Raw genomic sequence first — 24912 nt, 5'->3', positions numbered from 1 at the left:
TTTTTCAGCAGCCTGCTAGTGCTTCCGCCGCGCGGCTAGAGCCGTCGGATGCAGCGAAAGCCCAGGTGCCCGGTGGTCATGTCCGTCTGCTGCGGATGGCGGGCGGCCGGGCGGTAGCGCTGGCAATAGTTCGGCGCGCAGAGATAGGAGCCGCCCTTGATGACCTTGGTCGCGGCGCCGCTGGCCTGCGGCTTGCGGCAGCAGCTGCGCGCGGGCTCGGCGCGGGGCGCGGCATAGTCGTCCAGCGTCCATTCCCAGACATTGCCGATCATGTCGAAAAGCCCGTAGCCATTGGCCGGGAAACTGCCGACCGGAGAGGTGCGGGCGAAGCCGTCCTCGAGGTCGTTGACGAAGGGAAAGGCGCCCTGCCAGGTGTTCGCCATGTGCCGGCCGTCCGGCGTCAGGCTGTCGCCCCAGGCATATTCCGCGCCCGCGAGGCCGCCGCGCGCGGCGCATTCCCATTCCGCCTCGGTCGGCAGCGCCTTGCCGGCCCATTCGGCATAGGCCAGCGCGTCGCTCAGCGCGACATGCACCACCGGGTGATCCCCAAGCCCCGCAAGGTCGCTGGCCGGGCCGGCCGGGTGCTTCCAGCAGGCGCCGGGCACCAGCCGCCACCAGCTGGCCGGGCCTTTCGGCACCGTGCCGGGCAGCGGCGGGGTGAAGACCGCCGAGCAGGGCTCGACCATGCGGCCGGGGATCGAGGGGTGCGGCTGCGGCCGCTCGGCCTGGGTGACATGGCCGGTCGCGGCGACGAAGCGGGTGAATGCGGCATTGGTGACCGGGTGGCGGTCGATGAGGAAGGCCCCGACCTCGGCCGGGCGGACGGGCCGCTCCTCGGGATAGAAGCGGTCCGAGCCCATCAGGAAACGGCCGCCCGGGATGGGCACCATGTCGCCGGGGTCGTGCTGGCGGGCCAGGGTCATGGCCGGTCCTTTCGATAAGGCCCAGGGACGGCGATGCCCCTGGGCCGGATTGCATGGCCTCAGCGGGCGCCGGCCGGATGCGGGCGCGGGAACAGGTATTCGGCCTCGTTGGAATAGACCATCTGCGGTGCCAGCCCCTCGTTCCAGTAGATGCCGAAGCGCTCCTGGCAATCCTGCCAGTCGGCCTTCAGCCCTGCCAGCCTTTCGGGCTGATCCGCCGCCAGGTCGCGATTCTCGGCCGGGTCGGCCTTGATGTCGAACAGCTCGAAATCGCCGGTGCCCCAGGGCTTGTTGCTATGCACCATCTTCCAACCGTCCTTCCAGACCGAGACGCGGCCGAACAGCTCGGTGCAGACCGGCTCGTCTTGCGGGCGGGCCGTCTCGGCCCGGCCCTCCAGCCAGGGCCGCAGCGAATGGCCGGTCATCGGCGCCAGCGCGATGCCGTCGCGCTGCGCGGGCGGCGTGGCGCCGGCCAGGTCCAAGAGCGTGGGCGCGATGTCGGTGACATGCACGAACTGGTCCAGCCGCGCGCCATTCTTCCAGCCGGGATAGGAGATGAAGGCGGGCGAGCGGGTGCCGCCCTCGTAGGTATAGCCCTTGACCATGCGGAACGGCGTCTGGCTGACCGAGGCCCAGCTGGGACCATAGCCGAAATACGAGCCCTGCCTGCCCAGGTTCTCGAGCGAATTGTCGAAGGCGCGGTCGATCCATTCCCGGTTCAGCCCGCCCATGATGTTTTCGGGCAGCTGGCCCTCGGCGCCGTTGTCCGAGAAGAAGATGAAGATGGTGTCGTCGTATTCGCCCTTCTGCTTCAGGTGATCGACAAGGCGGCCGACGCTCTGGTCGACCTCGTGGATCATGGCGGCATAGACCTCCATCTTGCGGGCCTCGGTGGCGCGCTGCGCCGCGTCGAATTCGTTCCAATGCGGCCACAGGTCGGGGGCGGTGTTGGGCTGCACATCCGGGCCGATCAGGCCCAGCTCGCGCATCCGCGCCAGCCGTGCGTCGCGGATCGCGTCATAGCCGGCATCGTATTTGCCCTTGAACAGCGCGATGGATGCGTCCGGGGCCTGCAAGGGCCAATGTGGCGCTGTATAGGCCAGATAGCCGAAGAAGGGCGCGTCGTCGGCGGCCGAATCGATCTGCTCGATCAGCTGCGCGGTGAAGTAATCCGTCGAATAGGTGAAATCCTCGCCCAGCTCGATCGGCTGGTCGTCGACGGTATAGTTCGCCTTGGGCAGCGCCTCGATCATGCCGGTCTGGTCGAAATGATGCGCGCCGCCGTTCATCATGGCGAAGGAGCGCTCAAAGCCGCGGGCGTTCGGGCGCTGGCCCTCCTTGCCGCCCAGGTGCCATTTGCCCGAGATATAGGTGTGATAGCCGCTGTCGCGCAGCACCTCGGGGAAGCTGACGACCCGCTCGTTCAGATAGCCCTCGTAGCCGGGATGGCCGCGCTGCTCGTCAAGGATTTCCTCGGCCATGCTGCCCAGGCCCGCGACATGGTTGTCGGTGCCCGACATCAGCATGGCCCGCGTCGGCGAGCAGGTCGGCGCGACGTGGAAATTGGTCAGCTGCACGCCGTCCCCGACCAGCGCATCCAGGTTCGGCGTCGGGATTTCGCCGCCGAAGGCGCCCATATCCGAATAGCCCATGTCGTCGACGACGATCAGCACGATGTTGGGGCGGGCGTCCTGTGCCAGCGCCGGATGGGCGATGGCCAGCGTCGCCACGCTCAGCGCAAGGCGCGGCAAGGTGGTCAGTCTTTTCGGCTTCGTCATGTTCTTCCTCCTCCTCCTCCTGTTCGCGAAGGAACGACCCGGCGGGGCAGCGCCGCTGCTGCGGGCCTGTCTTTCCGGGTCTCCTCCCCCTCGGCAGGGTTAGCAAAGGCGGGCGGGGCACAGCATGACATGATCGGCGGGTAATATGCCGCGATGTTATATCGGGCCCCGCGCGCCGTCCCGCGGCGCCCCTTGCCGGGACGGGTTGCGGCATGCCGCCGGGCGCGTGCTTGCGGAACGCGCCCGGCCGCCGGGGTTCAGCGCGCCAGCACCTGGCGCAGCACGCGGGCCAGTTCCGCCTCGGGCTGCGCGACCAGGCCGGTCGCGCGCCAGCAGACATGGTGGTCGGGGCGCACCAGCAGGCAGCCGTTGTCCTTGATTTCCGAGGCGCGGGCCCAGTCGCCGCTGTGGTCGACATAGGTCTGGCGCGGGCCGATGACATGGGCGACCAGGTCGATGCCCAGGTCGCGCGCCACCTTGCCGGCCGCCTCGGCCCAGGCTTCGCCGCCCAGCCCGGTCAGCAGGGTGAAGCGGCCATGGCCGCACAGGTCCAGGGTCGAGACCTCGGCCCCGTCGTCGTGGCGATACAGCCAGGCATGCGGCAGGCGGGCGCCCGGCCAGGTCGTCGGTTGGTAATGCAGCTGGGGGTCGAGCTGGAAGTCCGGCTCCAGCTGGTCGTCGGTCACGACGGCGTCCGAGCGATAGCGCTGGTTCATCTCGACGCCATGCGCGTCGAATTCGTATTTCTTGAAGGCGATGGCCTTGCGGATCGCCTCGCGCTGCAGCTCGGCCGCGGGCGTGCCGTCGGTGCGGGCCTGCAGGTTCTTCTGCATCTGCACCGGGTCCACCCCCTCGGCCATGCCGAGCGCGGCAAAGATCGGGCCGGTCTCGGTGATGGACTGGTTGGCGCGGGTCACGATCTGCCTGGCCACCGGCGCGCGTTCGGCGTCATAGCTGTCCAGCAGCCGCTCGCCCGCCTGGCCCTTCAGCACCAGGGCCAGTTTCCAGGCCAGGTTGAACGCATCCTGGATCGAGGTGTTCGAGCCCAGCCCGTTCGACGGCGGATGCCGGTGGATCGCGTCGCCCATGCAGAACACCCGCCCGTTCGAGGTCCGGGTGGCGTAGAAGTTGTTCACCGTCCAGGTGTTGGCGGACAAAAGCTCGATCTTCAGCTCGGGATCGCCGACCAGCTGGCGGGCGACGCCGGTGGCGAATTCCTCGGTCACCTCGGGCTCGGGGCCGTTGATGTCATAGCCCCAGACGATCAGCCATTCGTTCCAGGGCCGCACCATGCGCACCAGCCCCATGCCGATGCCGCCGACATCGGCGCCGGGCTGCATCACCCAGTAAAGCACCGAGGGGCGGTGCGCGACGTATTTCGACAGGTCGGCCCGGAACAGGATGTTCATCGAGCCGCCCACGCCCATCCTGCCCTCGAAGGGCAGGCCGGCATGTTCGGCGACCAGCGACTTGCCGCCATCGGCGCCGACCAGGTATTTCGAGCGGATGGTGATCTCCTGCCCGGTCAGCCGGTCGCGGCAGGTGGTGGTGACGCCGGTCTCGTCCTGCACATGGCGCAGGTATTCGGTGGAGAGCCGCCCCTGCGTGCCGCGCGAACAGGCGGTCTTGAACAGCAGGGGCTCCATGTAGGTCTGCGGCAGGTCGTTCATCCGGGTGGGCGAGGACATCAGGTGTTCGGCCTTGGACAGCGGATGGTTGCCCCAGGCCTTCAGCCGGCCGATCTCTTCCCCCGCCAGGCTTTCGCAGAAGATGTTCTCGCCCATCAGCTCCTGATGGGTGGCGAACATATAGGCCTCGTCCTCGACGTCGCGGCCAAGGTCGCGCAGCACCTCCATGGTGCGCTGGTTGGTGATATGGGCGCGGGGCGTGTTGGCCAGCCAGCGATAGCGGTTCACCGCCATGTTGGCGATGCCGTAGCTGGACAGCAGCGCGGCGGTGGCCGAGCCGGCCGGGCCGGTGCCGATGATCAGCACATCGGTGGTGATATCAGTCATTCGGGGTCTCTCCTCCCAGAGGGTTTCGTCGAAACGGGTGGTCGCGCGGGCGGCGGCTCAGCGGCCCGGCGCCTCGCCCGCCCAGGCGGCGGCCAGCAGCCGGCGCAGGGCGTCGCGCTCGACCGGGCGCGGGTTCCAGTAGGGGTTGCGGGTGGCGATCTCGGCGGCGCGGTCCAGGTCCGCCTCCTTCAGGCCCAGGTCGCGCAGCGCCAGCGGCGCGCCGCTTTCGCGGGCGAAGCGGTGCAGCGCCTGGCCGGGATCGGCATCGCCGAAGATCTCGGCCACCGGCGCCAGCAGCTCGGGCACCGCCTGCGCGTTATAGGCGATGGCATGGGGCAGGATCACGGCATGGGTTTCGGCATGGGGCAGGTCGAAGCTGCCGCCCAGCGTGTGGCAAAGCTTGTGGTGCAGCGCCATGCCGACCTGGCCCAGCACCGAGCCGCAAAGCCAGGCGCCATAAAGCGTCTCGCCCCGCGCGGCCAGGTCGCCGGGCGCCGCGATGACGCGGGGCAGGGCGTCGCGAAAGGCGCGCAGCCCCTCGACCGCCATCAGCGAGGTCAGGGGCGAGCGGTCGCGGGCGTAAAGCCCCTCGGCGGCATGGGCCATGGCGTTGAGCGCGCTGGTCACGGTCATGGCCACCGGCAGGGTGGCGACCAGCTCGGCATCGTAGAGGATGACCTCGGGCTGCACGCGGCGGTCGGTTATCGTGGTCTTCAGCCCGTTTTCGGTCTGGCCCAGGATCGGCGTCGCCTCGCTGCCGGCATAGGTGGTGGGCACGACGATCTGCGGCAGGCCGGTGCGCAGCGCGATGGCCTTGCCGAGGCCGGTGGTCGAGCCGCCGCCCACCGCGACCAGCACGTCGGCGCCGATGCTGCGGGCATGTTCGGTCGCCTGTTCCGAGACCTCGACCGGGGTGTGCATGGTCGCGCCGGTGAACCGGCCGGCCGCGCGGTCGCCGCAAAGCGCGGCGAACTCATCGGCCATCCCGGCCTGCTGCTGCGTCGTCAGGATCAGCGCGCGGCGGGCGCCGAGCGCGTCGATCTCGTCGGCGATGCTGTTGCGCAGGCCGCTGCCGAACCGCACGCGGACGGCCGGGCTTTGCGCGGTGAATTCCTCGCGGAAAAAGGACACTGGTTTTCCTCCCTCGATCCTGGTCCTGGGCAAGCTACACCGGCCAAAGACAGATATTGATCGGATGAACGGAACATAATATGATAATGAGTTATGAAAATTGACAGCGAACATCTGGAAATCCTGGCGGTGATCGTCGAGAAGGGCGGGCTGACCGAGGGGGCCGAGGCGCTTGGCAAGTCGCAGCCCTCGGTCTCGCGCAGCATGGCGCTGCTGGAAAAGCGCATCGGCATGCCGCTGTTCCAGCCCGGCCGCCGGCCGCTGCGCCCGACCGAGCTGGGGCTGAGCCTGGCGCGGTTCGGCGCCCGCATCCGTGCTGCCAACCAGGAGGCCAGCCTGCTGGTCCAGCGCTTCCGCAAGGGCCATGCCGGGCGGCTGCGGGTCGGCGGCTCGCCGATCTTCATGGACGGGGTGGTCTCGACCATGATCGCGGATTTCCAGATGCGCCACCCCGAGGTGCAGATCGACCAGTCCTATGGCTATGTCGATACGCTGGAGGCGTCCTTGCGCAATGGCGCGCTGGACATGGCGATCCTGCCCCTGCATCCCAGCCAGGTGCCGCCGGGGCTGAGCTTCACCCCGGTCCTGCCCAGCCGCAACGTGGTCGCTGCCCGCGCCGGCCATCCGCTGACCCGGCGCAAGGCCATCGCCCAGGCCGACCTGGCCCCCTATACCTGGATCGCGCCGCCGGCGAACAGCCCGCTTTACCGCGACCTGGAGCGGGCGCTGAAATCCATCGGGCAAGAGGATTTCAACGTCAGCTTCTCGGGCGGCACGCTGGCCTCGATCCAGTCGGTGATGGCGGGTTCCGACGCGCTGACCGTGCTGCCCTATTCGGTGGTGTTCCTGTCGCGCCGCAGCGTGCCGATGGAGGCGCTGCCGCTGCGCATCGACCACCCCGAGCGGCAGCTGGGCCTGCTGATGCCCGAGAACCGCCCCGGCCCGCCGGCCATGCGCCAGCTGATCGCCTTCCTGACCGAGGAATTCGCCCGGCTGACCGCGCGGATGGAACACGACCAGCAGGTGACGCGGAGGCGCGGCTGAGGGTCTATTTCAGCGCCAGATAGGTCTCGGGGTCCAGCATGCCCACCCGCACCGCGACGTCGAGGCCGCTGGCCTGTTCCAGCATCTGCCGCATGGTCCCGGCGACGGCGCGGATCCGTTCCGGCGTGCGCCCGCTGCGCGGCAGGATCAGCAACTCGGCATTCACCTGCGGCTGGTCGGGCAGGCCCACCACCGGCAGCGCGGCGATCTGGCAGGCGCTGGCCTCGACCGCCAGCCCGTCGCACAGCAGGTCGCGCAGCCGGGGCAGCGCGTCCTCGATGGCGTCGCGGCAGGCGGTAAGGCGGGTTTCGTCGATATAGATCTTGACGTTGGGCATGATCGGCTCAGGCAGGGACAAGGATGAAGTCGAAGGGCGAGCGCCAGAGGGTGTCGCCGTCGATACGCTGAAAGGGGGCGATCAGGGTCTCCTTGACGCCGAAGACGGTATCGTCGGCGATATAGTCGTCCTCGGCGACGAAGGTATGGGTGACGACGCGCTGATAGCCCGGCGCCGTCACCATGTAATGCATATGCGCCGGCCGATAGGGATGGCGGCCCAGCTTGCCCAGCATCTGCCCGACCGGCCCGTCGTCGGGGATCGGATAGCTGACCGGCTTGATGCCGACAAAGCTGTAGCGCCCGTCCGGCCCGGTGACGAAGCGGCCGCGATTGTTCCATTTCGGCTGGATGCCCGGCTGCTGCACGTCATAGAAGCCGTCGGCATTGTCGGACCAGACATCGACGGTCGCGCCCTCGACGGGATTGCCGTCCAGGTCCAGCACCCGGCCCTCGAACAGGCAGCTTTCGCCCTTGCCGTCCAGGCTGATGCATGCGCCCATCTCGCGGATCGGCGCGCCCTCGACATGGAAGGGGCCGAAGACGGTGTTCTCGGTCGCGCCCTCGGGGCGGCGGTTGTTGATCGCATCGACCAGCATGGAAAAGCCCAGCACGTCCGAGAGCAGGATGAACTCCTGCCGTTCGCCCGAGCAGATCTGGCCGGTGCGGGTCAGGAAGTCGATGCCGATCTCCCATTCCTCCTGGGTCAGGGCGATTTCCTTGGCGAAGGCGTGCAGGTGCTTGACCAGGCAGGCCATCACCTGCCGCAGCCGCGGGTCGATGTCCTCGGCCATGCGGGCGTTCACCGCCTCGACCGAGCCTGCTTCGGTGAAATAGGACATGATGCTTTCCTTTCTTGAATCTCAGGGCCGGAGGGCCGGTGCAGGGTCGGGGGCGCGGTGGCCCAGCGGCAGAAGCTCCAGCCCGGTGCGCCCGGACAGGCTGCCCCAGATGCCGCGCCGGGCGAACAGCATGACCGCGATGCCGAACAGGCCCAGCACGATCAGATAGGCGCTGCCGTAATCCGACAGCAGCCGCTCCAGCGCATAGAACACCACCACGCCGACGATGGGGCCGGGCAGGGTGCCGATGCCGCCGATCACCACAACGAACAGCACGAAGGCGGTCCAGTCCAACAGCGAGAAGGCCGCGTCCGGGGTGATGCGGGTGATCTGGATGAACAGCAGCCCGCCGCAAAGGCCGGTGCCGAAGGCGGTCAGCAGAAAGACCAGCGCCTTGAGCCGCACCGGATCGACGCCCACCGAACGCGCGGCCATGGCATTGTCGCGGATCGCCTGCAATCCCAGCCCCATGCGCGAGCGCAGGAAGGCCCAGGACATGCCCAGCGTCACCAGCACCAGCCCCAAGGCCAGCCAGTAAAGCACGATGTCGCTGGCCGCCGCGCTGGAGACGCCCAGCCATTCCTTGACCGGCCCGACGCCCAGCATGTCGCGCGTCGTGCCCTTGGGCAGCGAGGTGCCGGTGCCGCCGCCAAGCGCCTTCCACTGGCCCAGGCCAAGCCGGGCGATCTCGGCCGCGACCCAGGTGCCGATGGCGAAATAGGCGCCGTTCAGGCGAAAGACGAAACAGGCCACCGGCACGGCCAGCGCCATGGCGACCAGCCCGCCCAGCAGCACGCCGGCCAGCGGGTCCAGCCCGAACAGGATGACGGCGGCGAACATGGCATAGGCGCCGATGCCGACGAAGGCCTGCTGCCCGACCGAAACCAGCCCGGCAAAGCCCGCCAGCATGTTCCAGTTCAGCGCCAGCACCAGCAGGCAGAGGATGCCGAACAGGTCCTGCACCACGGCGCGCGGTCCGATCAGCGGCACCAGCGCCAGGGCGGCTGCGGCAAGGACAGCGAGCGCCAGGGGGCGATATGCGGGAAAGGTGGTTTTCATCATGGCGCCCTTTCAGTCGATGGCTCGGGGGAACAGCCCGCGCGGGCGGACCATCAGGATCAGCACGAAGGCGACATGCCCGGCCAGGATCTGCCATTCCGGGTTGACCGCCGCGCCCATGGTCTGGGCAAGGCCGATGACCACGCCTCCGGCCAGCGTGCCCCAGAGGCTGCCCAGCCCGCCGATGATCACCGCCTCGAAGGCATAGAGCAATCGCGCCGGCCCGATGGACGGGTCGAAATTCGCCCGCGTGCCCAGGTAGAGCGCGGCGATGGCGGCGACGACCAGGGCGATGCCGGTGGCCATGGCGAAGATGCGCTGCGGCCGGATGCCCATCAGCTGCGCCGTCACCGCATCGTCCGAGGTGGCGCGGAAGGCGCGTCCCAGCGCGGTGCGGTAGAACAGCAGGTTCAGCCCCAGGATCACCGCGACCGCCGTGGCCAGCGTCAACACCGGCATCACGCCCATATGCACCGGCCCGATGGCGACCGAGGCGGATTCGACCGGCCCCGCCGCCAGCTTGCGGCTGTCGGCGGTAAAGGCGGCAAGCAGCCCGTTCTGGATCACCACCGAAAGCCCGAAAGTGACCAGCAGCGGCGGCAGGATGTCCTCGCCCAGCACGCGGTTCAGCAGGCGGGTCTGCAAGAGCCATCCCAGGCCGAACATCAGCGGCATGGCGATCAGCGCCGCGACAAAGGGGTTCATGCCCGTCACCGTGCCCAGGCCGAGGATCAGATAGGCGCCCAGCACGATCAGGTCGCCATGCGCCAGGTTCACCAGCCGCATGATGCCGAAGACCAGGCTGAGCCCGGCGGCGAAAAGCGCGTATAGCCCGCCCAGCAGCAGGCCCTGCACGATTGTATCCAGCGAAAACATCAGTGGGTCGCTCCGAAATAGGCGTCGTGGATCGCGTCGCGCGACAGCTCGGCCGGCCGGCCGGACAGGGTGATGCGGCCCTCCATCATGCAATGCACGTAATCGGCCACCTTCAGCGCCTGGCTCACGTCCTGCTCGATCACCACGATCGAGGCGCCGCTGGCGCGGATCTCGGGGAAGGCGGCATAGATCTCGCGGATCACCACCGGGGCGAGGCCGAGGCTCAGCTCGTCGCACAGCAGCACGCGCGGGTTGGACATCAGCGCCCGGCCGATGGCGACCATCTGCTGCTGGCCGCCCGACAGCGCCGTGCCGGGATGGTCGCGCCGCTCGCGCAGGACGGGGAACAGGCGATAGACGCTTTCCAAGTTCCAGTGCCCCTGGATGCGGCGCGCATGGGCGCCGATCAGCAGGTTCTCCTCGACGCTGAGCGAGGGGAAGAGCCGCCGCCCTTCGGGAACCATGGCGATGCCGGCCATCAGGATGTCGGGCGCCGGGGTGCCGGTGATGTCGCGCCCGTCCAGCCGGACGCGGCCGGCGCTGACGCGGGCGATGCCGGTGATCGCCCGCATCAGGGTGGTCTTGCCGGCGCCGTTGGCGCCGATGATGGCCACGACCTCGCCTTGCTCCAGCGCCACGTCGACGCCGAACAGCGCCTGGAAATCGCCGTAATGCGCAGTCAGGCCGGAAACCGACAGGATGGGTTCGCTCATACCTCGGCCCCCAGGTAGATCTCGCGCACCTCGGCCGAGTTCATCACCGTTTTGACGTCGCCGACCATCAGCAGCCGGCCGAAATTCAGCACGATCAGCCGGCCGACCACGCTGTTGAGCGCATGCAGCACATGCTCGATCCAGACGATGGCGGTGCCCTCGGCATGGATGGCGCGGATGGTGGCGACCAGCTCGACGCATTCGGCATCGGTCAGCCCGCCGGCGATCTCGTCGAGCAGCAGCACCCGCGGCCGCGTCGCCATGGCGCGCGCCAGCTCCAGTCGCTTGCGGCTGAGCAGCGGCAGGCCGCCGGCGGGACTGTCGGCCACGCCGGCCAGCCCGGTGCGGCGCAGGATGTCCATGCAGAACCCCGGCGCCTCGGCCGCCGCAAGCCCGCCGCCGAAGCGCGCCGCGACCAGCAGGTTTTCATAGACCGACAGGTGGCCGAAGGGCTGCGGGATCTGGAACGAACGGCCGATGCCCGCCGCGCAGCGCGCCATGACCGAATCGGCGCTGACGTCGCGCCCGTCCAGCAGGATCTGCCCGGAATCCGGCCGCAGGTTGCCGGTGATCAGGTTGAACAGCGTCGATTTCCCGGCGCCGTTGGGGCCGATGATGCCAAGCGCCTCGCCCGGTTGCAGGTCGAAGCTGACATCGTCGGTGACTTTCAGCGCGCCGAAGCTTTTCGACACGGATTGCAGCGAAAGCAGCGCCATCACGCCAAGGTCCGAATGCTGTCGCCCAGCGGGATCTCGGGCGCCAGCGCGTTCTCGACGATCACCAGATCGAAGCCGCCGTCCTGCTTGCGGCGCCATTGCCCGCCGACCAGCGGCGTCTTGGCGACGTTCCTGCGGGCGAATTCGGGCACGTTCTGCTGCCCCCAGGCGACGCGGCCGACCACGGTCTGCAGGTCGGTGGCGGCGATGGATTCGGCCAGCGCATCGCCGTCGGTCGGGTCGTCCGTGCGGCGGATGGCGTCCGCGGCGACCTCGAACAGCGCATGGACGAAGCCGGCGGGCTGGGTCCATTGCCGCTTGGCCGCGGTTTCGAAATCGGCGGCCAGCTCGCCCGCGCTTTGCCCGGTCAGGGACGAGCGGAACGGGTGCTGCGGCGACCACCAGACCTCGCAGGTCAGGTTGTCGCCCAGCTCGCCAAGCGCGGCGATGCTTTCGGGAAACAGCAGCGCCTTGGCGACCGAGACCAGCTTGGGCCGGTAGCCCTGCTGGCGGGCCTGGGTCCAGAAGGTGGTGAAATCCGGCGGGATCGGGATGCCGACCAGGATCTCGGCCTGTGCCTGCTTAAAGGCGTTGATCTGGGCGCTGAAATCGTCGGTCAGGTTCTGGTAGCGGCCCGGATCGGTCAGCCGATAGCCGGCCTCGGCCAGCGCGGGCGGCATGCCCACGTCCGAGGACCAGGCATTGCCGTCGCTGTCGTTGGGCCAGAGCGCGCCGACCGATTTGTTGGTCTGAACGGCGTCCCACATGTTCATGAAGACGCGGACATTGTCCTCGAGCCCCCAGAAGAAGTGATAGACATAGTCGAATTCCTGCCAGCTTTCCGGGTCGGCCGGGTTGCCCTGCTGGCCGATGAACCAGGGCTGCCAGGGCGCCACGGTCGAGATCACCGGGATCTCCTCGGATTCCGCCACGCTGCACACCGGGTTGGTGGTCTCGGGGGTCGATGCCACCAGGATCAGGTTCACCTCGTCGCGGCTGATCAGTTCGCGCGCCACCTCGGCGGCGCGGTTGGGGTTGGACTGGCTGTCCTTGACGATGACCTCGACGTCCAGGCCAAGGCCGGGCGCGGCGGCCAGGAACTGCCTGACGGTGAAGGCGTCCGAGGCCGAAAAGGCCGAAAGCGGCCCGGTCTGCGGGCTGACATAGCCGATCCTGATCGCCTTGCGCTGCGCCAGCGCCGGGCGCCCCAGCCCCAGCCCCGCCAGCGCCGCGCCCGAGGCGATGAATGTCCGTCTGTTGAGCATTGCCTAACCTCCCATGATCCGCCGCATCCCGTCGCGGTGGCGCGGCCCTCCTCTGGCCGGCGCCTGCGGCAAGCGTCCTGAGGCAGCACTCTATCTTGGGGAAGGCGGCCATATCATCGCATGGTCGCGCAGAAATATACCCTTGGGTTATATCCATGCGGGTTGCATCCGCGGGCGGGGCGGCACCGATCCCGCCGATTACCGCGACGAAGATCCGGCCGGCCTTTCCGCGACGCGGCAAGAAGCGCCGCCCCGCCGGGGGACGGCGCTGCAAGGCATTCACCTTGGCGGGGGCCTGCATGGGACGGGTCGGCGGGGGGCGACCCGTCCCGGCGGTCACAGATACATGTGCCGGATCGTGTCGTCCCGCAGCATCTCGGCGCGGGTGCCGCTGACCGCGATCCGGCCGCGCACCAGCAGATAGCCCCGGTCCGAGATCGACAGCGCGGTCTCGGCATTCTGCTCGATCAGCAGCACGGTCTTGCCCTCGGCATGGATGCGGACCACGGTCTCGAAATATTCGTCGATCAGCTTGGGCGACAGGCCCAGCGAGGGCTCGTCCATCACCAGCATCTCGGGATCGCCGATCAGCGCCCGCGCCAGCGCCACCATGGCCTGTTCGCCCCCGGACATGGTGTTGGCCTGCTGGTTCATGCGCTCGCGGATGCGCGGGAACATGTCGTGGATCAGCTCCAGCCGGGTCTCGAAGGGGATGGCGCAGCCCGAGGCGTCGTAGCCGAGCTTCAGGTTCTCGCGCACGGTCAGGGTCGGGAACAGCCGCCGCCCCTCGGGGACGAAGCCGACGCCGAGCGCGGCCAGCTTTTCGGTGCCCAGCCGCGCGATGTCGCGGCCCATCATCCGCACCGCGCCGCCGTCCAGCGGCAAAAGCCCGGTCAGCGCCTTGAATGTGGTGGACTTGCCGGCGCCGTTCGGGCCGAGCAGGCAGACCAGTTCGCCCTTGCCGATGGTCATGCTGACCCCGCGCAGCATGGCGACGGGACCATAGGAGGTGCTGACGTTGCTGAGTTCAAGCATGTTCGACCGCCTTCTGTCCGAGATAGGCTTGCTGCACGCGGGGAAGCTGGCGCACGGTGGCGAAATCTCCCTCGGCGATCTTCTTGCCATAGTCGATCACCACGACATTGTCGGGCAATTCGGCGACCAGCCGCATGTCGTGCTCGATGATCAGGAAGGACAGGCCGGGATTGTCGGCCATGACGCGGCGAATATCGGCCATCAGCGCCGCCGTGTCGCGGTCGTCCATGCCGGACGAGGGCTCGTCCAGCAGGATCAGCTTCGGATGCGAGGCCAGCGCCCTGGCGATCTCCAGCCGGCGCCGGTCGGCCTGCGGCAGGATGCCGGCGGGCTGGTAGCGGCGGGCGAAAAGCTCGTCCGAGATGCCGCGCAGGATCGTCTCGGCCTCGGCGGCGCAGGCCTCCAGCTCGCGCCGGGACTTCGCCGGGCGCAGCAGCGCGGTCAGCACGTCGGTGCGGGTGCGGCCATGCATGCCGATGATGACGTTGTCGAGGATCGACAGGTCCTCGAACAGGCGCGAGGACTGGAAGGTGCGGGCGATGCCGCGCGCGGCGATCCTGTGGGCGGGCAGGCCGGTGATCGGGTCGCCCTGCAAGGCCACGGTGCCCGAGGTCGGGCGGTAGATCCCGGTAATCAGGTTGAACAGCGTGGATTTCCCCGCCCCGTTCGGGCCGATGATGCAGGTGATGGTCGAGGGGGCGACGGTCAGGTCGACGGCATCGAGGGCGACGAGGCCGCCGAAGCGGATGCCGAGCCCGCTCAGTTTCAGCAGCGGCGTGGTCATCGCTGGCCTCCGTAATGGCGCTGGCGTTGCGGGAACAGCCCCTTGGGGCGCAGGATCAGGAACAGGATCACCACGACCGAGACGAACAGCAGGCGGTAGTCGGAAAACACCCGCAGCTTTTCGGGCAGCATGGTCAGCAGGAAGGCGCCCAGGATCACCCCCAGCGTGTTGTCCATGCCGCCGACGATCACCATGGTCATGATCGTGACCGAGACCAGGAAGGTGAAGTTGTCGGGCGAGATATACGAGATGTAGAAGGCATAGATCGTGCCGGCGAAGGCGGCCAGGAAGGCGTCCACGCCGAAGGCCAGGATCTTGTACCAGACCACGTTGATGCCCTGGCATTTCGCCGCCAGCTCGTCGGCGCGAATCGCGTTCCAGGCCAGGCCCACGCGGCTTTCGTGCAGCCGCTTGGCCGACAGGATCGCCAGCCCCAGCAGCGCCGCCGAGAGATAGTAGAAATTCGCCTGCGACGGCAGCCGGAAGCCGAACAGCTCGATGGGCCGCATGAAGGAATGGCCCAGCAGGCTGGGCGCCGGGATGCCGACCAGGCCGTTCGGGCCGCCGGTCCAGCTGAGGTTGTTCAGCATCTGGTGGATGACGATGCCGAAGGCGATCGTCACCAGCGCCAGGTAGCTGTCGCGCGTGCGCATCGACGGGATGCCCAGCAGGAAGCCGAAGACGGTGGCGACGATGGCGGCGGCGGGCAGCGTCGCCCAGAAGCTCCAGCCGAGATGGATCGCCAGCAGCGCCGAGGTATAGGCGCCGATGCCATAGGTCGCGCCGGTGGCGAAGTTCGGGATATTGGCCGAGCCGAGCTGGAAGTTCAGCGCCAGGGCCAGCACCGAATAAAGCAGCGAGACGATCAGCAGGTGCAGCGCATAGGTGTTGCCGCCCAGGAAGAACGGATAGATCAGCACGATGGCGACGGCCAGCGCCGTGGCCAGCCCGCGCGCGTCGTGGAAGGCGGCGACGATCACCTCCTCGATCTGCGGGCGATACTGCATCGCGGCGAACAGCGCGCCCATCACCGCCAGCAGCGCCACCACCAGCGGCGTCGATTCCGCCAGCAGAAAGGCGCCCAGCAGGATCGCGCCGCCGATCTCGGTCGCGGCGACGATCAGGCTGGCGGGCAGGGTCGTGCGGCTGTGGATATTGGTCAGGGTCGTGGACATCGGCTCAGACCTTTTCGAAGACGGGCTTGCCCAGCAGGCCCGAGGGCCGCAGGCACAGCATCAGGATGACGAGCAGGAAGGCGAAGACGAGGCGGTATGAGGCGCCGTCGGCGATGTTGGCCTGCACGATGCTTTCGATCCCGGCGATGGCCAGCGCGCCGAGGATCGCCCCGGTCATCGAACCCAGCCCGCCGATCACCGCGGCGGAAAAGCCGATCAGCCCGAGCTGCACGCCGAAGTCGAATCGCACCACCCCGGCATGGCTGGCAAAGAACAGCGCCCCCAGCGCCCCCGCCGCCGAGGCGAGGAAGAAGGTGAAGGCGAAGATGCGCGAGGGCGTGATCCCCATCAGCCGCGCGGTCGCCGCATCCTCGGCCACGGCGCGGATGCGGGTGCCGATGGGCGTCTTCTGCATCAGCCCATACATCAGCGCCACGACCAGCACGGTCGTGCCGACGATCAGCACCGGCTGGGCGGGCAGGCGCAGCGGGCCGATCTCCAGGAAGCCCTGGGCGATGGCCGGGAACGCCTTGGGGTTCGAGCCCTGCGGATAGAAGCCCCGGATCAGCTCGCGGATCACCGTGCCCAGGGCCACGGTGGCCACCAGCGCCATCATCGCCGGCGAGCGGCGAAAGCGCGAGATCACCAGCTTGTCCGCGCCGATGCCGATCAGCCCCGTGACCAGGATCGCGATGGCCAGCGCCGCCAGGATCGGCAGGACGCCCATGGCGCCTCCGGTGATGCCGAAGATCGCCTGAAGGCTGCCAAGCGCCACGAAGGGGGCGATCATCGACACGTCGCCATGCGAGAAATGGATGACGTTGAGCAGCCCGAAGAGCAGGCTGAATCCCAGCGCCACCAGCGCGTAAATACTTCCCAGAACCAGCCAGTTAAGCAGGTGCTGGAGGATCAGACTTTCCATGTCGTCCTCCCGTGTTGATGCGTTGGATTGGTTTTTCCGACGAAGATGACGGCGGGATCGCCCGTCAGGCAAATGAAATGCTGGGCCGGATGCTTCGTATTTTTTGAGGCACTGGTTCAGTTAATGCGACTTCTCAGCCGGGCGGAAATCGGTCGATGTTCGGGGTGCGACAACAAGCCGCGAGGCCGGCAGACCAGCGCCCGGCAAGGGTGCCCGGCCGGGCAACGCGGCAGATCCCAACGCAAACGCGACCGCGGAAACTTCCGCTTCGACAGGAGAGGTCCATGGCTTTCATCCCCACCACCCGCCGCGCCGTTCTGGCCGGTCTCGTGCTTTCGACGGCGGTTTTCGCCGCCCCCGCCTTCGCCGAGAAGGCCAAGATCAAGATCGGCTTCATGGGCCCGCTGTCGGGCGGCAACGCCCAGCAGGGCCTGGGCGCCCGGAACGGCTTCCTGCTGGCCATCGAGCAGGCAAATGCCGACCCCGCCGGCAAGTATGAGATCGAGCCGGTGGTGCTGGACGACGCCTCGGACCCGCAGACCGGCGTCGGCGCGGCGATGAAGCTGGTGAACGATCCCGACGTGGTGGCCGCGACCGGGCACTGGAACTCGCCCGTGGCGCTGGCGACCATGCCGGTCTTTGCCCGCTTCCAGACGCCGCTGGTGATCTGGGGCGCGATCTCGCCGGCGATCACCGAACAGAACCTGCCCGAGGTGACGCGCGTCACCCCGACGCTTCTGACCGAGAACCAGCCGCTTGCGGAATGGATGGTCAAGGAACTGGGCGCCAAGCGCATCGCCGTCATCGCCGACACCTCGGACTACGGCAAGTCGAACGCCGAGGCGATTGCCGAATTCGTCCCCGCGGCGGGCGGCGAGGTGGTCTCGACCGACCTGCTGCCGGTGGGCTCGACCGATTTCCGCACCGTCCTGACCTCGCTGAAGGGCAAGCAGGTCGATGCGGTCTATTTCGGCGGCGTCATCACCGAGGCCGGCATCCTGGCCCGGCAGATGAAGGAGGTGGGGCTCGACAAGCCGATGCTGGGCATCTCGGGCTTCTACGACCCGGAATTCATCGCGGTGGCGGGCGACGCGGCCGCGAACACCATCGTCTCCTATCCGGTGGCCTCGCAGACGCCGAAGCTGGCCAGGATGGAGGCCGACTACCAGGCCAGGGGCTTTGCCGAGCCGATGAGCCCCTATACGAAATACGCCTTCGACGCCGCGAACATCATCATCCAGGCGATCAACGAGGCCGGGGTCGAGGACAAGGCCAGGCTGGCCGAGGCGATCCGCGCCATCCAGCATGACGGCGCCACCGGCCAGATCACCTTCGACGCCAATGGCCAGACCCAGACCCCGATCGCCATCGAGCTCAAGACCGTCAAGGACGGCGCCTGGACCACCTATGCCAAGTCCTGACGCCCGCTGACCGACCCATCCCCGCCGGCCGATCCCGCCCCTGCGCGCCCGCTCGCAAGGGACGGGAGAGGTCTGCCCGATCCGCCGAGGGCCAGCGCGCCCGGCCCAATCCCATCCGCCGAAAGGCCAATCCCGAGGAAATCATGCTAAGAACCGGAGAACAGTATCGCGACTCAATCCGCGACGGCCGCCGCGTCTGGATCAATGGCGAGCGCGTGCAGGACATCACCCGGCACCCGATGTTCAAGCCGCTGGTCGACATTCGCGCGCATATCTACGACATGGCCCATGCCGAGGCCACGCGCGACCTGATGAGCTACGAGGAGAACGGCGAGCGTTTCTCGGTCGGTCTCAAGCTGCCCTTCACCCGCGAGGACTGGCGCGCCAAGCGCGCCGCCACCAATGCGGTGCTGGAAGAGGTCGGCGGCATCGTCACCCGCGTCGGCGACGAGACGGCGGGCGAGATGTGGTCGCTTTTCGACGGCCAGGACATCCTGAACGAGGTGGACCCGCGTTTCTCGGAAAACATCCGCAACCACATCCACCGCGTCATCATGACCGACCCCTTCCACGTCTCGGCCAATACCGACCCCAAGGGGGACCGCTCCAAGCGGCCGCAGGACCAGGATCCTGACATGCTGCTGCATGTGGTCAGGGAAACCGACGCCGGCATCGTCGTGCGCGGCGCGAAATACGAGACCGCCGCCGCCTATGCCAACCAGGCCTTCACCAAGCCGACCATCGCCAACTGGGGCAACGAGGCGATGTCGGATTACGCGGTGGGCTTCGTATGCGACTTTTCCTCGCCCAACCTGCGCTTCATCGCCCGCACCGGCTTTGCCGGCCGCGCGCCGGCCAGGGACTATCCGCTGTCGAACCGCTTCGACGAGGTCGAGACGCTGGTGATCTACGACGACGTGCTGATCCCGTGGGAAAACGTGCTGTTCTACCAGCATACCAAGGCCGCGACCTTCATCCGCGCGACGCTGCACCGCTATTCCGCCTTCGCCTTCGTGCAGCGCAATCTGAAGCTTGCCGACCTGCTGATCGGCGCGGCGCTGTGGAACGTGCGCCAGACCGGGCTGGAGCATCAGCCGGCCGTGCAGGAAAAGCTGGCGACGCTGGCCTGCTATCGCGAGGGGATCAACGCCCACCTGACCGCGGCCATCGCCGAGGCCGAGGAAAGCCCCGGCGGGCTCTTGATGCCGAACCAGTCGCTGCTGATGACCGGCCGCGTGCTGGCCTGTTCGCAGCTGCATCACATGATGCACCTGGCGCGCGAGCTTTGCGGCGGCCAGATCTGCATCACCCCGGACGCCGCCTGCTTCGACGATCCCGAGACCGCGCCCTGGCTCGACAAGTTCTACACCCTGAACGAGAACTGGGGCAGCGAGGATCGCCGCAAGCTGCTGGCCTATGCGCGCGACCTGCTGAACTCGGACTATGCCGGCCACCGGCTGACCTTCCAGCTTTTCGCGCAATCCCCGCCCTTCGCCCATCTGGCTGCGGTCTATCGCAACTTCGACTGGAACGAGGCGCTGCGCTTCACCCACAAATCCGCGGGCCTGTCCGATCAGGTCTGGGGCACGAAACACTGACCGACCGGAGCAGAAACCATGACCATCCATCACCGCATCCGCCCCTTCAACACCAGGGAGACCTATCCCGAGCAGAAGCTGGACAACGACCTGAGCCAGGGCGTCGTCGCCCGCGGCACCATGGTCTTCCTGCGCGGCCAGGTTTCGCAGGACCTGGAGACCCGCGAATGCCTGCATGTCGGCGACCCGGCGATGCAGACCCGCAAGACCATGGAAAACATTCGGATGCTGCTGGAAGAAGCGGGATCGCGGATGGAGCATATCTGCCGCATCGTCGTCTATGTGACCGACATCCGCTATCGCGAGGCGGTCTATCAGGAAATGGGCCGGCACCTGCAGGGCGTGCATCCCTGCTCGACCGGGATCGTGGTTCCGGCGCTGGCCCGGCCCGAATGGGTGGTCGAGATCGAGGCCACCGCCGTCATCCCGGACGCATGAGGCGGACATGACCTTCTCGATCTCCGCCCGCTGCCCCGAGACCGGCATGTTCGGCATCGCCGTCTCCTCCTCCTCGCCCTGCGTGGCGGCGCGTTGCGCCCATGCGCGGGCGGGCGTGGGGGTGGTCGCGACCCAGAACGTCACCGACCCGAGCCTGGGGCCCAAGGGGCTGGACCTGATGGCGCAGGGGCTTTCGGCGGCCGAGGCACTGGAGCGGCTGGTGGCCGGGGCGTCGCATGTCGAGTATCGCCAGCTGGCGCTGGTCGATGCGGCGGGCCGCACCGCCGGGCGTTCCGGCGCCCGGACGCTGGGCACGCATGGCATCGCCCATGGCGAGGGCGTGGCGGCGGCGGGCAACCTGCTGCGCTCGGCCGGGATCCCGCAGAAGATGGTCGATGCCTTCATGGCGGCCAGGGGCCGGCACCTGGGCGACCGGCTGCTGGCGGGCATGCGCGCCTCGGTCGCCGCGGGCGGCGAAGAGGGGCCGGTGCATTCCATGGGCATGCTGATCGTGGACAAGGTCAGCTGGCCCATCGCCGACCTGCGCATCGACTGGAGCGAGGGCGATCCCATCGAGGATTGCGCCGCCCTGTGGGAACGCTGGCGGCTTGAGATGGACGCCTATGTGACCCGCGCGCTGAACCCCGACGCCGCGCCGAGCTATGGCGTGCCCGGCGACGAATGATCCCCCGACGCGGGGGCGGCCCGTTCCGCCCCCCGTCCTTGCGACAAGGATTTCCATGACCGCGATCCCCTCGACCGTCGACATCCTGCGCCGGCTGGTTGCCTATGAGACGCTGTCCCGCCGCCCGAACCTCGACCTGCTGGATTATGTCGAGGGGCTGCTGGTGCCGGCGGGCGCGCGCGTCGAACGCTTCGCCCATGCCGATGGCAGCCGCGCCAATCTCTGGGCGACCATCGGTCCCGAGGGGCCGGGGGGCGTGGTGCTGTCGGGCCATACCGACGTGGTGCCGGTGGCCGGCCAGGACTGGAGCGTCGATCCCTTTGCCCTGACCGAGCGGGACGGGCGCTATTACGGGCGCGGCACGGCGGACATGAAGGGCTTCGTCGCCGCCGCGGTCCATGCCGCGATCGGCGCCGCCCGGCGCGACCTGCGCAGGCCGCTGCACCTGGCGCTGTCGTATGACGAGGAGATCGGCTGCATGGGCGTGCGCGGCATGATCGAGGCGCTGGCCGCGCGTCCCGACCGCCCGGCGCTTTGCATCGTGGGCGAGCCGACCGGCATGCGCATCGCCACCGGCCACAAGGGCAAGCTCGCCTGCCGCGCCTGCTGCCACGGCCGCGAGGGCCATTCGGCGCTGGCCCCGAACGCGCTGAACGCCTTGCACCTGGGCGCGGCCTTCATCGCCAGTCTTCAGGCCCGGCAAGAGGAACTGGTCCGAGCCGGCGCCCGCGACCCGGCCTATGACATTCCCTTTTCCACCATCCATGCCGGCCTCATGCAGGGCGGCACGGCGCTGAACATCGTGCCGAACCGCTGCGAGATCGACTTCGAGATCCGCAACATCGTCGCCGACGACCCCGCCGCGATCCTGGCCGCCATCGCCGGCGACGCCGAGGCCATCGCCGCCCCGCATCGCGCCCGTTTCCCCGAGGCACGGATCGAGATCGAGACGGTCTCGGGCTATCCGGGTCTCGATGCCCCCGAGGACGCGCCCGCGGTCCGGCTGCTGCGCCGCATCACCGGCCAGGATGGGCCGGCGATCAAGGTCGCCTTCGGGACCGAAGGCGGGCTGTTCCATCAGGGCCTGGGCATGTCCACGGCGATCTGCGGGCCGGGCTTCATGGAACAGGGCCACAAGCCCGACGAATTCATCGCCGCCGAACAGCTGTCGGCCTGCGACCGGATGCTGTCGCGCCTGCTCGACGCGCTGGAGGCGCCGGCGGCCTGACCCAAGAACCAGCTTCCCTTTCGGCGGGCCAGCGCAGAAAGAATGTTGCCACTTTGCGCGCATGACAGGGGACCAAGACGATGCGATTCACGCTCAGGCAACTCAGCTATTTCATCGCGGCGGGCGAGACGCTGTCGGTCACGAAGGCCGCCGAGCAGGTCAATATCTCGCAGCCCTCGATCTCGGCCGCCATCGCGCATCTGGAGACCGAACTGAACGTGCAGCTTTTCGTGCGCCATCACGCGCAGGGCCTGTCGCTGACCCCCGCGGGCACCCGGCTGCTGCGCGCGGCCAAGGAATCGCTGCGCGCCGCCTCCGAGCTTTACGACGTGGCCAGCGACGTGAACGACCATGTCGCGGGGACGCTGAATGTCGGCACCTTCTTCACCTTCGCGCCGCTGATCGCGCCGGAACTCTGGACCGGCTTCTCGGGCCGCTACGAGGCGGTGCAGATGACCATGACCGAGGGCAGCGAGGTCGATCTCTTGGAAAAGCTGCGGCTGGCGCGGATCGACCTGGCGCTGACCTATGACCTGAACCTGCCGCCGGATGTCTCGTTCATCGAGCTGGCGCGGCTCAGGACCTATGTCATCGTCGGGGCCGGGCATCGCATGGCGGGGCGCCGGTCGATCCGGCTGGCCGAGCTGATCGACGACCCCTTCGTCCTGCTGGACCCGCCGCTGACGCGCGACTATTTCCTGGGCATGTTCCGCAAGATCGGCGGCACCCCCCGGATCGTGATGGAGACCTCGTCCACCGCGTCGCTGCGTTCCTATGTCGCGGCGGGCATCGGCTACAGCATGATGACCGTCCGGCCTGCCAACCGCCACGCCGAGAACGGTCTGCCGCTGGTCTATCTGCCGATCGAGGACGTCTCGCAATCCATCGCCTTCGGCATCGCCTCCCTGACCGAGCTGCGCCGGTCGCGCGCGGCCGAGGCCTTTGTCGACTATTGCCGCGAGGTGATCGGCGACGGCGCCCTGCCGGGCATGCTGCCGGCCGGGCAGACCGAATGCGGCCCCGATCATCCGGCCCATCAATCTTCCTGAGGCAGAGCTGCGGAAAACACGATTTTGGCTCGACGGCAAAAGCCGGCAATCTGCATTCAGGACAATCGGAACGAACCCCACGCAAGGAAAGCAGCCATGAATGCCGACCCGCAGATGCCCCAGATCCCGCTGCGCGACCGTTTCGTCGCCGGGATGAGCCATGCCGCCTGCACGGTGAATGTCGTGACCACCGACGGGCCGGCGGGCAGGGCGGGCGTCACGGTTTCGGCCATGGCCTCGGTCTCGGCCGATGGCGAGGCGCCGACGCTGCTGATCTGCGTGCATCACCTCAGCCCGGCGGCGCCGAAGATCATCGAGAACGGCGTCCTTTGCGTGAACGTGCTGCGCGAGGACCAGTCCTATATCTCGGAAGCCTTCGCCGGCCGCTTCAAGGACGAGCTGGGCGACAAGTTCGAATGCACCGACTGGGTGGTGCTGGCCAATGGCACGCCCCGCGTCGCCGACCCGCTGGTCGCCTTCGAATGCCGGGTGCTGTCGGCCGAGCGGGTGGGCACGCATCACGTCCTGCTGTGCGGCGTCGAGGACACGCATAGCGCGCGGCTCGGCTCGCCGCTGATCTATGCCAACCGCTCCTATGGCTCGTCGCGCCGGATCGAGGCGCCGCGCAGCATGCGGGGCGTGCTGAACGGCGAAGGGATCAAGCTGAAGGTCGGCTGCTTCCACACCTTCGGGCCGTTCCTGATGCCCTCGCTGATCCGGCAACTGGGCGGGCTCGACATCGAGCTGCTGGAAGGGGACCAGCGCCGGCTGACCGAAAGCCTGGTCTCGGGCGAGACCGAGATCGCGGTGATCTACGACAACGACCTGGACGAGCGTTTCGACTGGCAGGCGCTGAGCGTGCTGAAGCCCTATGTGCTGATGGCCGAGGATCATCCGATGGCCCGGCAGGCCGAGATCCTGCCGACCGAGTTGGCGGCCGAGCCGATGGTGCTTCTGGATGCGCCGCCCTCCAGCGCCTATTTCACCGGCATCCTCGAGGCGCAGGGGGTCGAGCCGCTGATCGCGCATCGCTCGGCCTCGTTCGAGATGGTGCGGGGCATGGTCGCGCATGGGCTGGGCTATACGCTGCTTTGCACCAAGCCCGCATCGAGCATGAGCTATGACGGGCTGCCGCTGGTGGCGCTGCCGCTGGCGGGCGATCATGCGCTGTCGCAGATCGTGCTGGCCTGGCGCAAGGGGCATGCGCTGTCCAGCGCCGCCCAGCGTTTCGCCCAGAAATGCCGCGAGAAATTCGCGCGGGCCTGATGCGTGCGGGCCTGGCGGCCCGCGCCCCCCGTCAGCCCGCGGGCGCTAGGGTGACGACCAGCGCCCGCCCGCCGCGCCGCAGCGGGCCCGGCCCGCAGATCAGCGTATCCTGACGGGCCAAGTCGTGCAGGCGGCCGCCGGTCCTGGCCTGCTGGGCTTCCAGCGCGAAGAGGACGGTCAGGCCGGTCGCCTCCGCCGTTCCCTTCTCAAGCACCGCGGCATCGGGGATGGTCCAGTCGTTGCGATCGGCCATGACGTTGAAGACCCGGACCGGACCGCCGACCGGCCGCCCCTGGGGCGCCAGGCCGGTGTCGAAGCGGAACGGGGCGAGCGGCGCCAGATGTTCGCGGCGATGGCCGAAATCCAGCACCAGCCCCGTGCCCTCGATCAGCGTGATGACCCGGTCGGCGCCGGCAAAGGCGGAAAAGCCGCCATCCGCCAGGATCGGCGCGCGCGAGATGCGGATCGAAAAGGCGTCGCGGTCGCTGCGGGGCGGCCAGAGCCAGATCTCGTCGGTGGCGCCGGTGCCGTTCTTCCACGGCATGGTGCGATAGGTGCTGGCCGGCAGGTGCAGGGGCAGGTCCATGGGGCTCCTTTTTCTCGGGCAAGGCGG

General features: G+C 68.3%; 24 protein-coding genes. 8 read left to right on the top strand and 16 right to left on the bottom strand.

All coding sequences use genetic code 11. The features are described from left to right. Positions 1-35: 35 nt before the first annotated feature. From IT40_RS10860 to IT40_RS10845, 4 genes are all read right to left on the bottom strand, one after another. A complete protein-coding gene (locus IT40_RS10860; protein ID WP_116171040.1) occupies positions 36-923 on the bottom strand; it encodes a formylglycine-generating enzyme family protein in 888 nt (295 codons plus the stop codon). Between the two features lie 59 nt (positions 924-982). Next, the gene (locus IT40_RS10855) at positions 983-2701 is read right to left on the bottom strand and encodes an arylsulfatase (RefSeq protein ID WP_052095860.1); all 1719 of its coding nucleotides are present in this window, start codon (positions 2699-2701) and stop codon (positions 983-985) included. A gap of 257 nt (positions 2702-2958) precedes the next feature. Next, entirely contained in the window at positions 2959-4716 is a 1758-nt protein-coding gene (locus tag IT40_RS10850; RefSeq protein WP_036754459.1) for an FAD-dependent oxidoreductase, read from the bottom strand. Between the two features lie 57 nt (positions 4717-4773). After that, on the bottom strand, positions 4774-5847 hold the full coding sequence (locus tag IT40_RS10845) for a maleylacetate reductase (RefSeq protein ID WP_036754456.1): 1074 nt from the start codon (positions 5845-5847) through the stop codon (positions 4774-4776). A 93-nt stretch (positions 5848-5940) separates the two neighbouring features. Between IT40_RS10845 and IT40_RS10840 the strand changes: the two genes are divergently transcribed. Beyond that, entirely contained in the window at positions 5941-6891 is a 951-nt protein-coding gene (locus tag IT40_RS10840; protein WP_036754453.1) for a LysR family transcriptional regulator, read from the top strand. 4 nt (positions 6892-6895) lie between these two features. Here the strand turns inward: IT40_RS10840 and IT40_RS10835 are convergent, their stop codons facing one another. From IT40_RS10835 to IT40_RS10785, 11 genes are all read right to left on the bottom strand, one after another. Beyond that, positions 6896-7228, bottom strand: a complete 333-nt coding sequence (locus IT40_RS10835) for a hypothetical protein (protein ID WP_036754450.1) — start codon at positions 7226-7228, stop codon at positions 6896-6898. Positions 7229-7235: 7 nt separating this feature from the next. Then, positions 7236-8069, bottom strand: a complete 834-nt coding sequence (locus IT40_RS10830) for an intradiol ring-cleavage dioxygenase (RefSeq protein ID WP_036754448.1) — start codon at positions 8067-8069, stop codon at positions 7236-7238. Between the two features lie 21 nt (positions 8070-8090). After that, entirely contained in the window at positions 8091-9131 is a 1041-nt protein-coding gene (locus IT40_RS10825; RefSeq protein ID WP_036754446.1) for a branched-chain amino acid ABC transporter permease, read from the bottom strand. Between the two features lie 9 nt (positions 9132-9140). Next, the gene (locus IT40_RS10820) at positions 9141-10004 is read right to left on the bottom strand and encodes a branched-chain amino acid ABC transporter permease (protein ID WP_036754444.1); all 864 of its coding nucleotides are present in this window, start codon (positions 10002-10004) and stop codon (positions 9141-9143) included. Then, on the bottom strand, positions 10004-10717 hold the full coding sequence (locus IT40_RS10815; RefSeq protein ID WP_036754441.1) for an ABC transporter ATP-binding protein: 714 nt from the start codon (positions 10715-10717) through the stop codon (positions 10004-10006). Before IT40_RS10815 ends, IT40_RS10820 begins: the two co-directional genes overlap by 1 nt. Next, positions 10714-11433: an ABC transporter ATP-binding protein gene (locus IT40_RS10810; RefSeq protein WP_036754438.1), complete on the bottom strand. Its 720-nt coding sequence runs from the start codon at positions 11431-11433 to the stop codon at positions 10714-10716. Before IT40_RS10810 ends, IT40_RS10815 begins: the two co-directional genes overlap by 4 nt. Continuing rightward, positions 11433-12698 carry an ABC transporter substrate-binding protein gene (locus tag IT40_RS10805; RefSeq protein ID WP_036754435.1) on the bottom strand — a complete coding sequence of 422 codons (1266 nt, stop codon included), beginning with the start codon at positions 12696-12698 and terminating at the stop codon, positions 11433-11435. The genes IT40_RS10810 and IT40_RS10805 overlap by 1 nt, the downstream gene beginning before the upstream one ends. 336 nt (positions 12699-13034) lie before the next feature. Then, positions 13035-13733 (bottom strand): ABC transporter ATP-binding protein, encoded by a 699-nt coding sequence (locus tag IT40_RS10800; protein WP_036754432.1) that lies wholly within the window; start codon positions 13731-13733, stop codon positions 13035-13037. Beyond that, complete coding sequence (locus tag IT40_RS10795) at positions 13726-14517, bottom strand: ABC transporter ATP-binding protein (RefSeq protein ID WP_036754429.1); 792 nt, start codon at positions 14515-14517, stop codon at positions 13726-13728. The genes IT40_RS10800 and IT40_RS10795 overlap by 8 nt, the downstream gene beginning before the upstream one ends. Beyond that, positions 14514-15692: a branched-chain amino acid ABC transporter permease gene (locus IT40_RS10790; protein ID WP_052095859.1), complete on the bottom strand. Its 1179-nt coding sequence runs from the start codon at positions 15690-15692 to the stop codon at positions 14514-14516. The genes IT40_RS10795 and IT40_RS10790 overlap by 4 nt, the downstream gene beginning before the upstream one ends. A 4-nt stretch (positions 15693-15696) precedes the next feature. Further along, positions 15697-16614, bottom strand: coding sequence for a branched-chain amino acid ABC transporter permease (locus IT40_RS10785; protein WP_036754426.1), 918 nt, complete (start codon positions 16612-16614; stop codon positions 15697-15699). Between the two features lie 284 nt (positions 16615-16898). Between IT40_RS10785 and IT40_RS10780 the strand changes: the two genes are divergently transcribed. From IT40_RS10780 to IT40_RS27500, 7 genes are all read left to right on the top strand, one after another. Next, positions 16899-18035 (top strand): branched-chain amino acid ABC transporter substrate-binding protein, encoded by a 1137-nt coding sequence (locus tag IT40_RS10780; RefSeq protein WP_036754423.1) that lies wholly within the window; start codon positions 16899-16901, stop codon positions 18033-18035. Between the two features lie 143 nt (positions 18036-18178). After that, entirely contained in the window at positions 18179-19633 is a 1455-nt protein-coding gene (locus tag IT40_RS10775) for a 4-hydroxyphenylacetate 3-hydroxylase family protein (protein WP_036754420.1), read from the top strand. Between the two features lie 18 nt (positions 19634-19651). Next, entirely contained in the window at positions 19652-20071 is a 420-nt protein-coding gene (locus tag IT40_RS10770; protein ID WP_036754417.1) for a RidA family protein, read from the top strand. Between the two features lie 7 nt (positions 20072-20078). Beyond that, positions 20079-20756 (top strand): DUF1028 domain-containing protein, encoded by a 678-nt coding sequence (locus IT40_RS10765; protein WP_036754414.1) that lies wholly within the window; start codon positions 20079-20081, stop codon positions 20754-20756. A 55-nt stretch (positions 20757-20811) separates the two neighbouring features. Then, entirely contained in the window at positions 20812-21984 is a 1173-nt protein-coding gene (gene argE / locus IT40_RS10760) for an acetylornithine deacetylase (protein WP_036754411.1), read from the top strand. Between the two features lie 80 nt (positions 21985-22064). Beyond that, positions 22065-23033 (top strand): LysR family transcriptional regulator, encoded by a 969-nt coding sequence (locus IT40_RS10755; protein ID WP_052095858.1) that lies wholly within the window; start codon positions 22065-22067, stop codon positions 23031-23033. 96 nt (positions 23034-23129) lie between these two features. Beyond that, on the top strand, positions 23130-24299 hold the full coding sequence (locus tag IT40_RS27500) for a LysR substrate-binding domain-containing protein (protein ID WP_084197026.1): 1170 nt from the start codon (positions 23130-23132) through the stop codon (positions 24297-24299). 31 nt (positions 24300-24330) lie between these two features. On the opposite strand, the gene IT40_RS26745 is transcribed toward IT40_RS27500, so the two are convergent. Next, the gene (locus IT40_RS26745) at positions 24331-24885 is read right to left on the bottom strand and encodes a HutD/Ves family protein (RefSeq protein WP_052095857.1); all 555 of its coding nucleotides are present in this window, start codon (positions 24883-24885) and stop codon (positions 24331-24333) included. Positions 24886-24912 lie beyond the last annotated feature (27 nt).

This window comes from Paracoccus versutus (genome assembly GCF_000763885.1).
In the GTDB taxonomy this organism is placed as follows: domain Bacteria; phylum Pseudomonadota; class Alphaproteobacteria; order Rhodobacterales; family Rhodobacteraceae; genus Paracoccus; species Paracoccus versutus.
The sequence above is the reverse complement of the archived record's forward strand: the minus strand, read 5'-3'. Positions and strand labels throughout refer to the sequence as shown.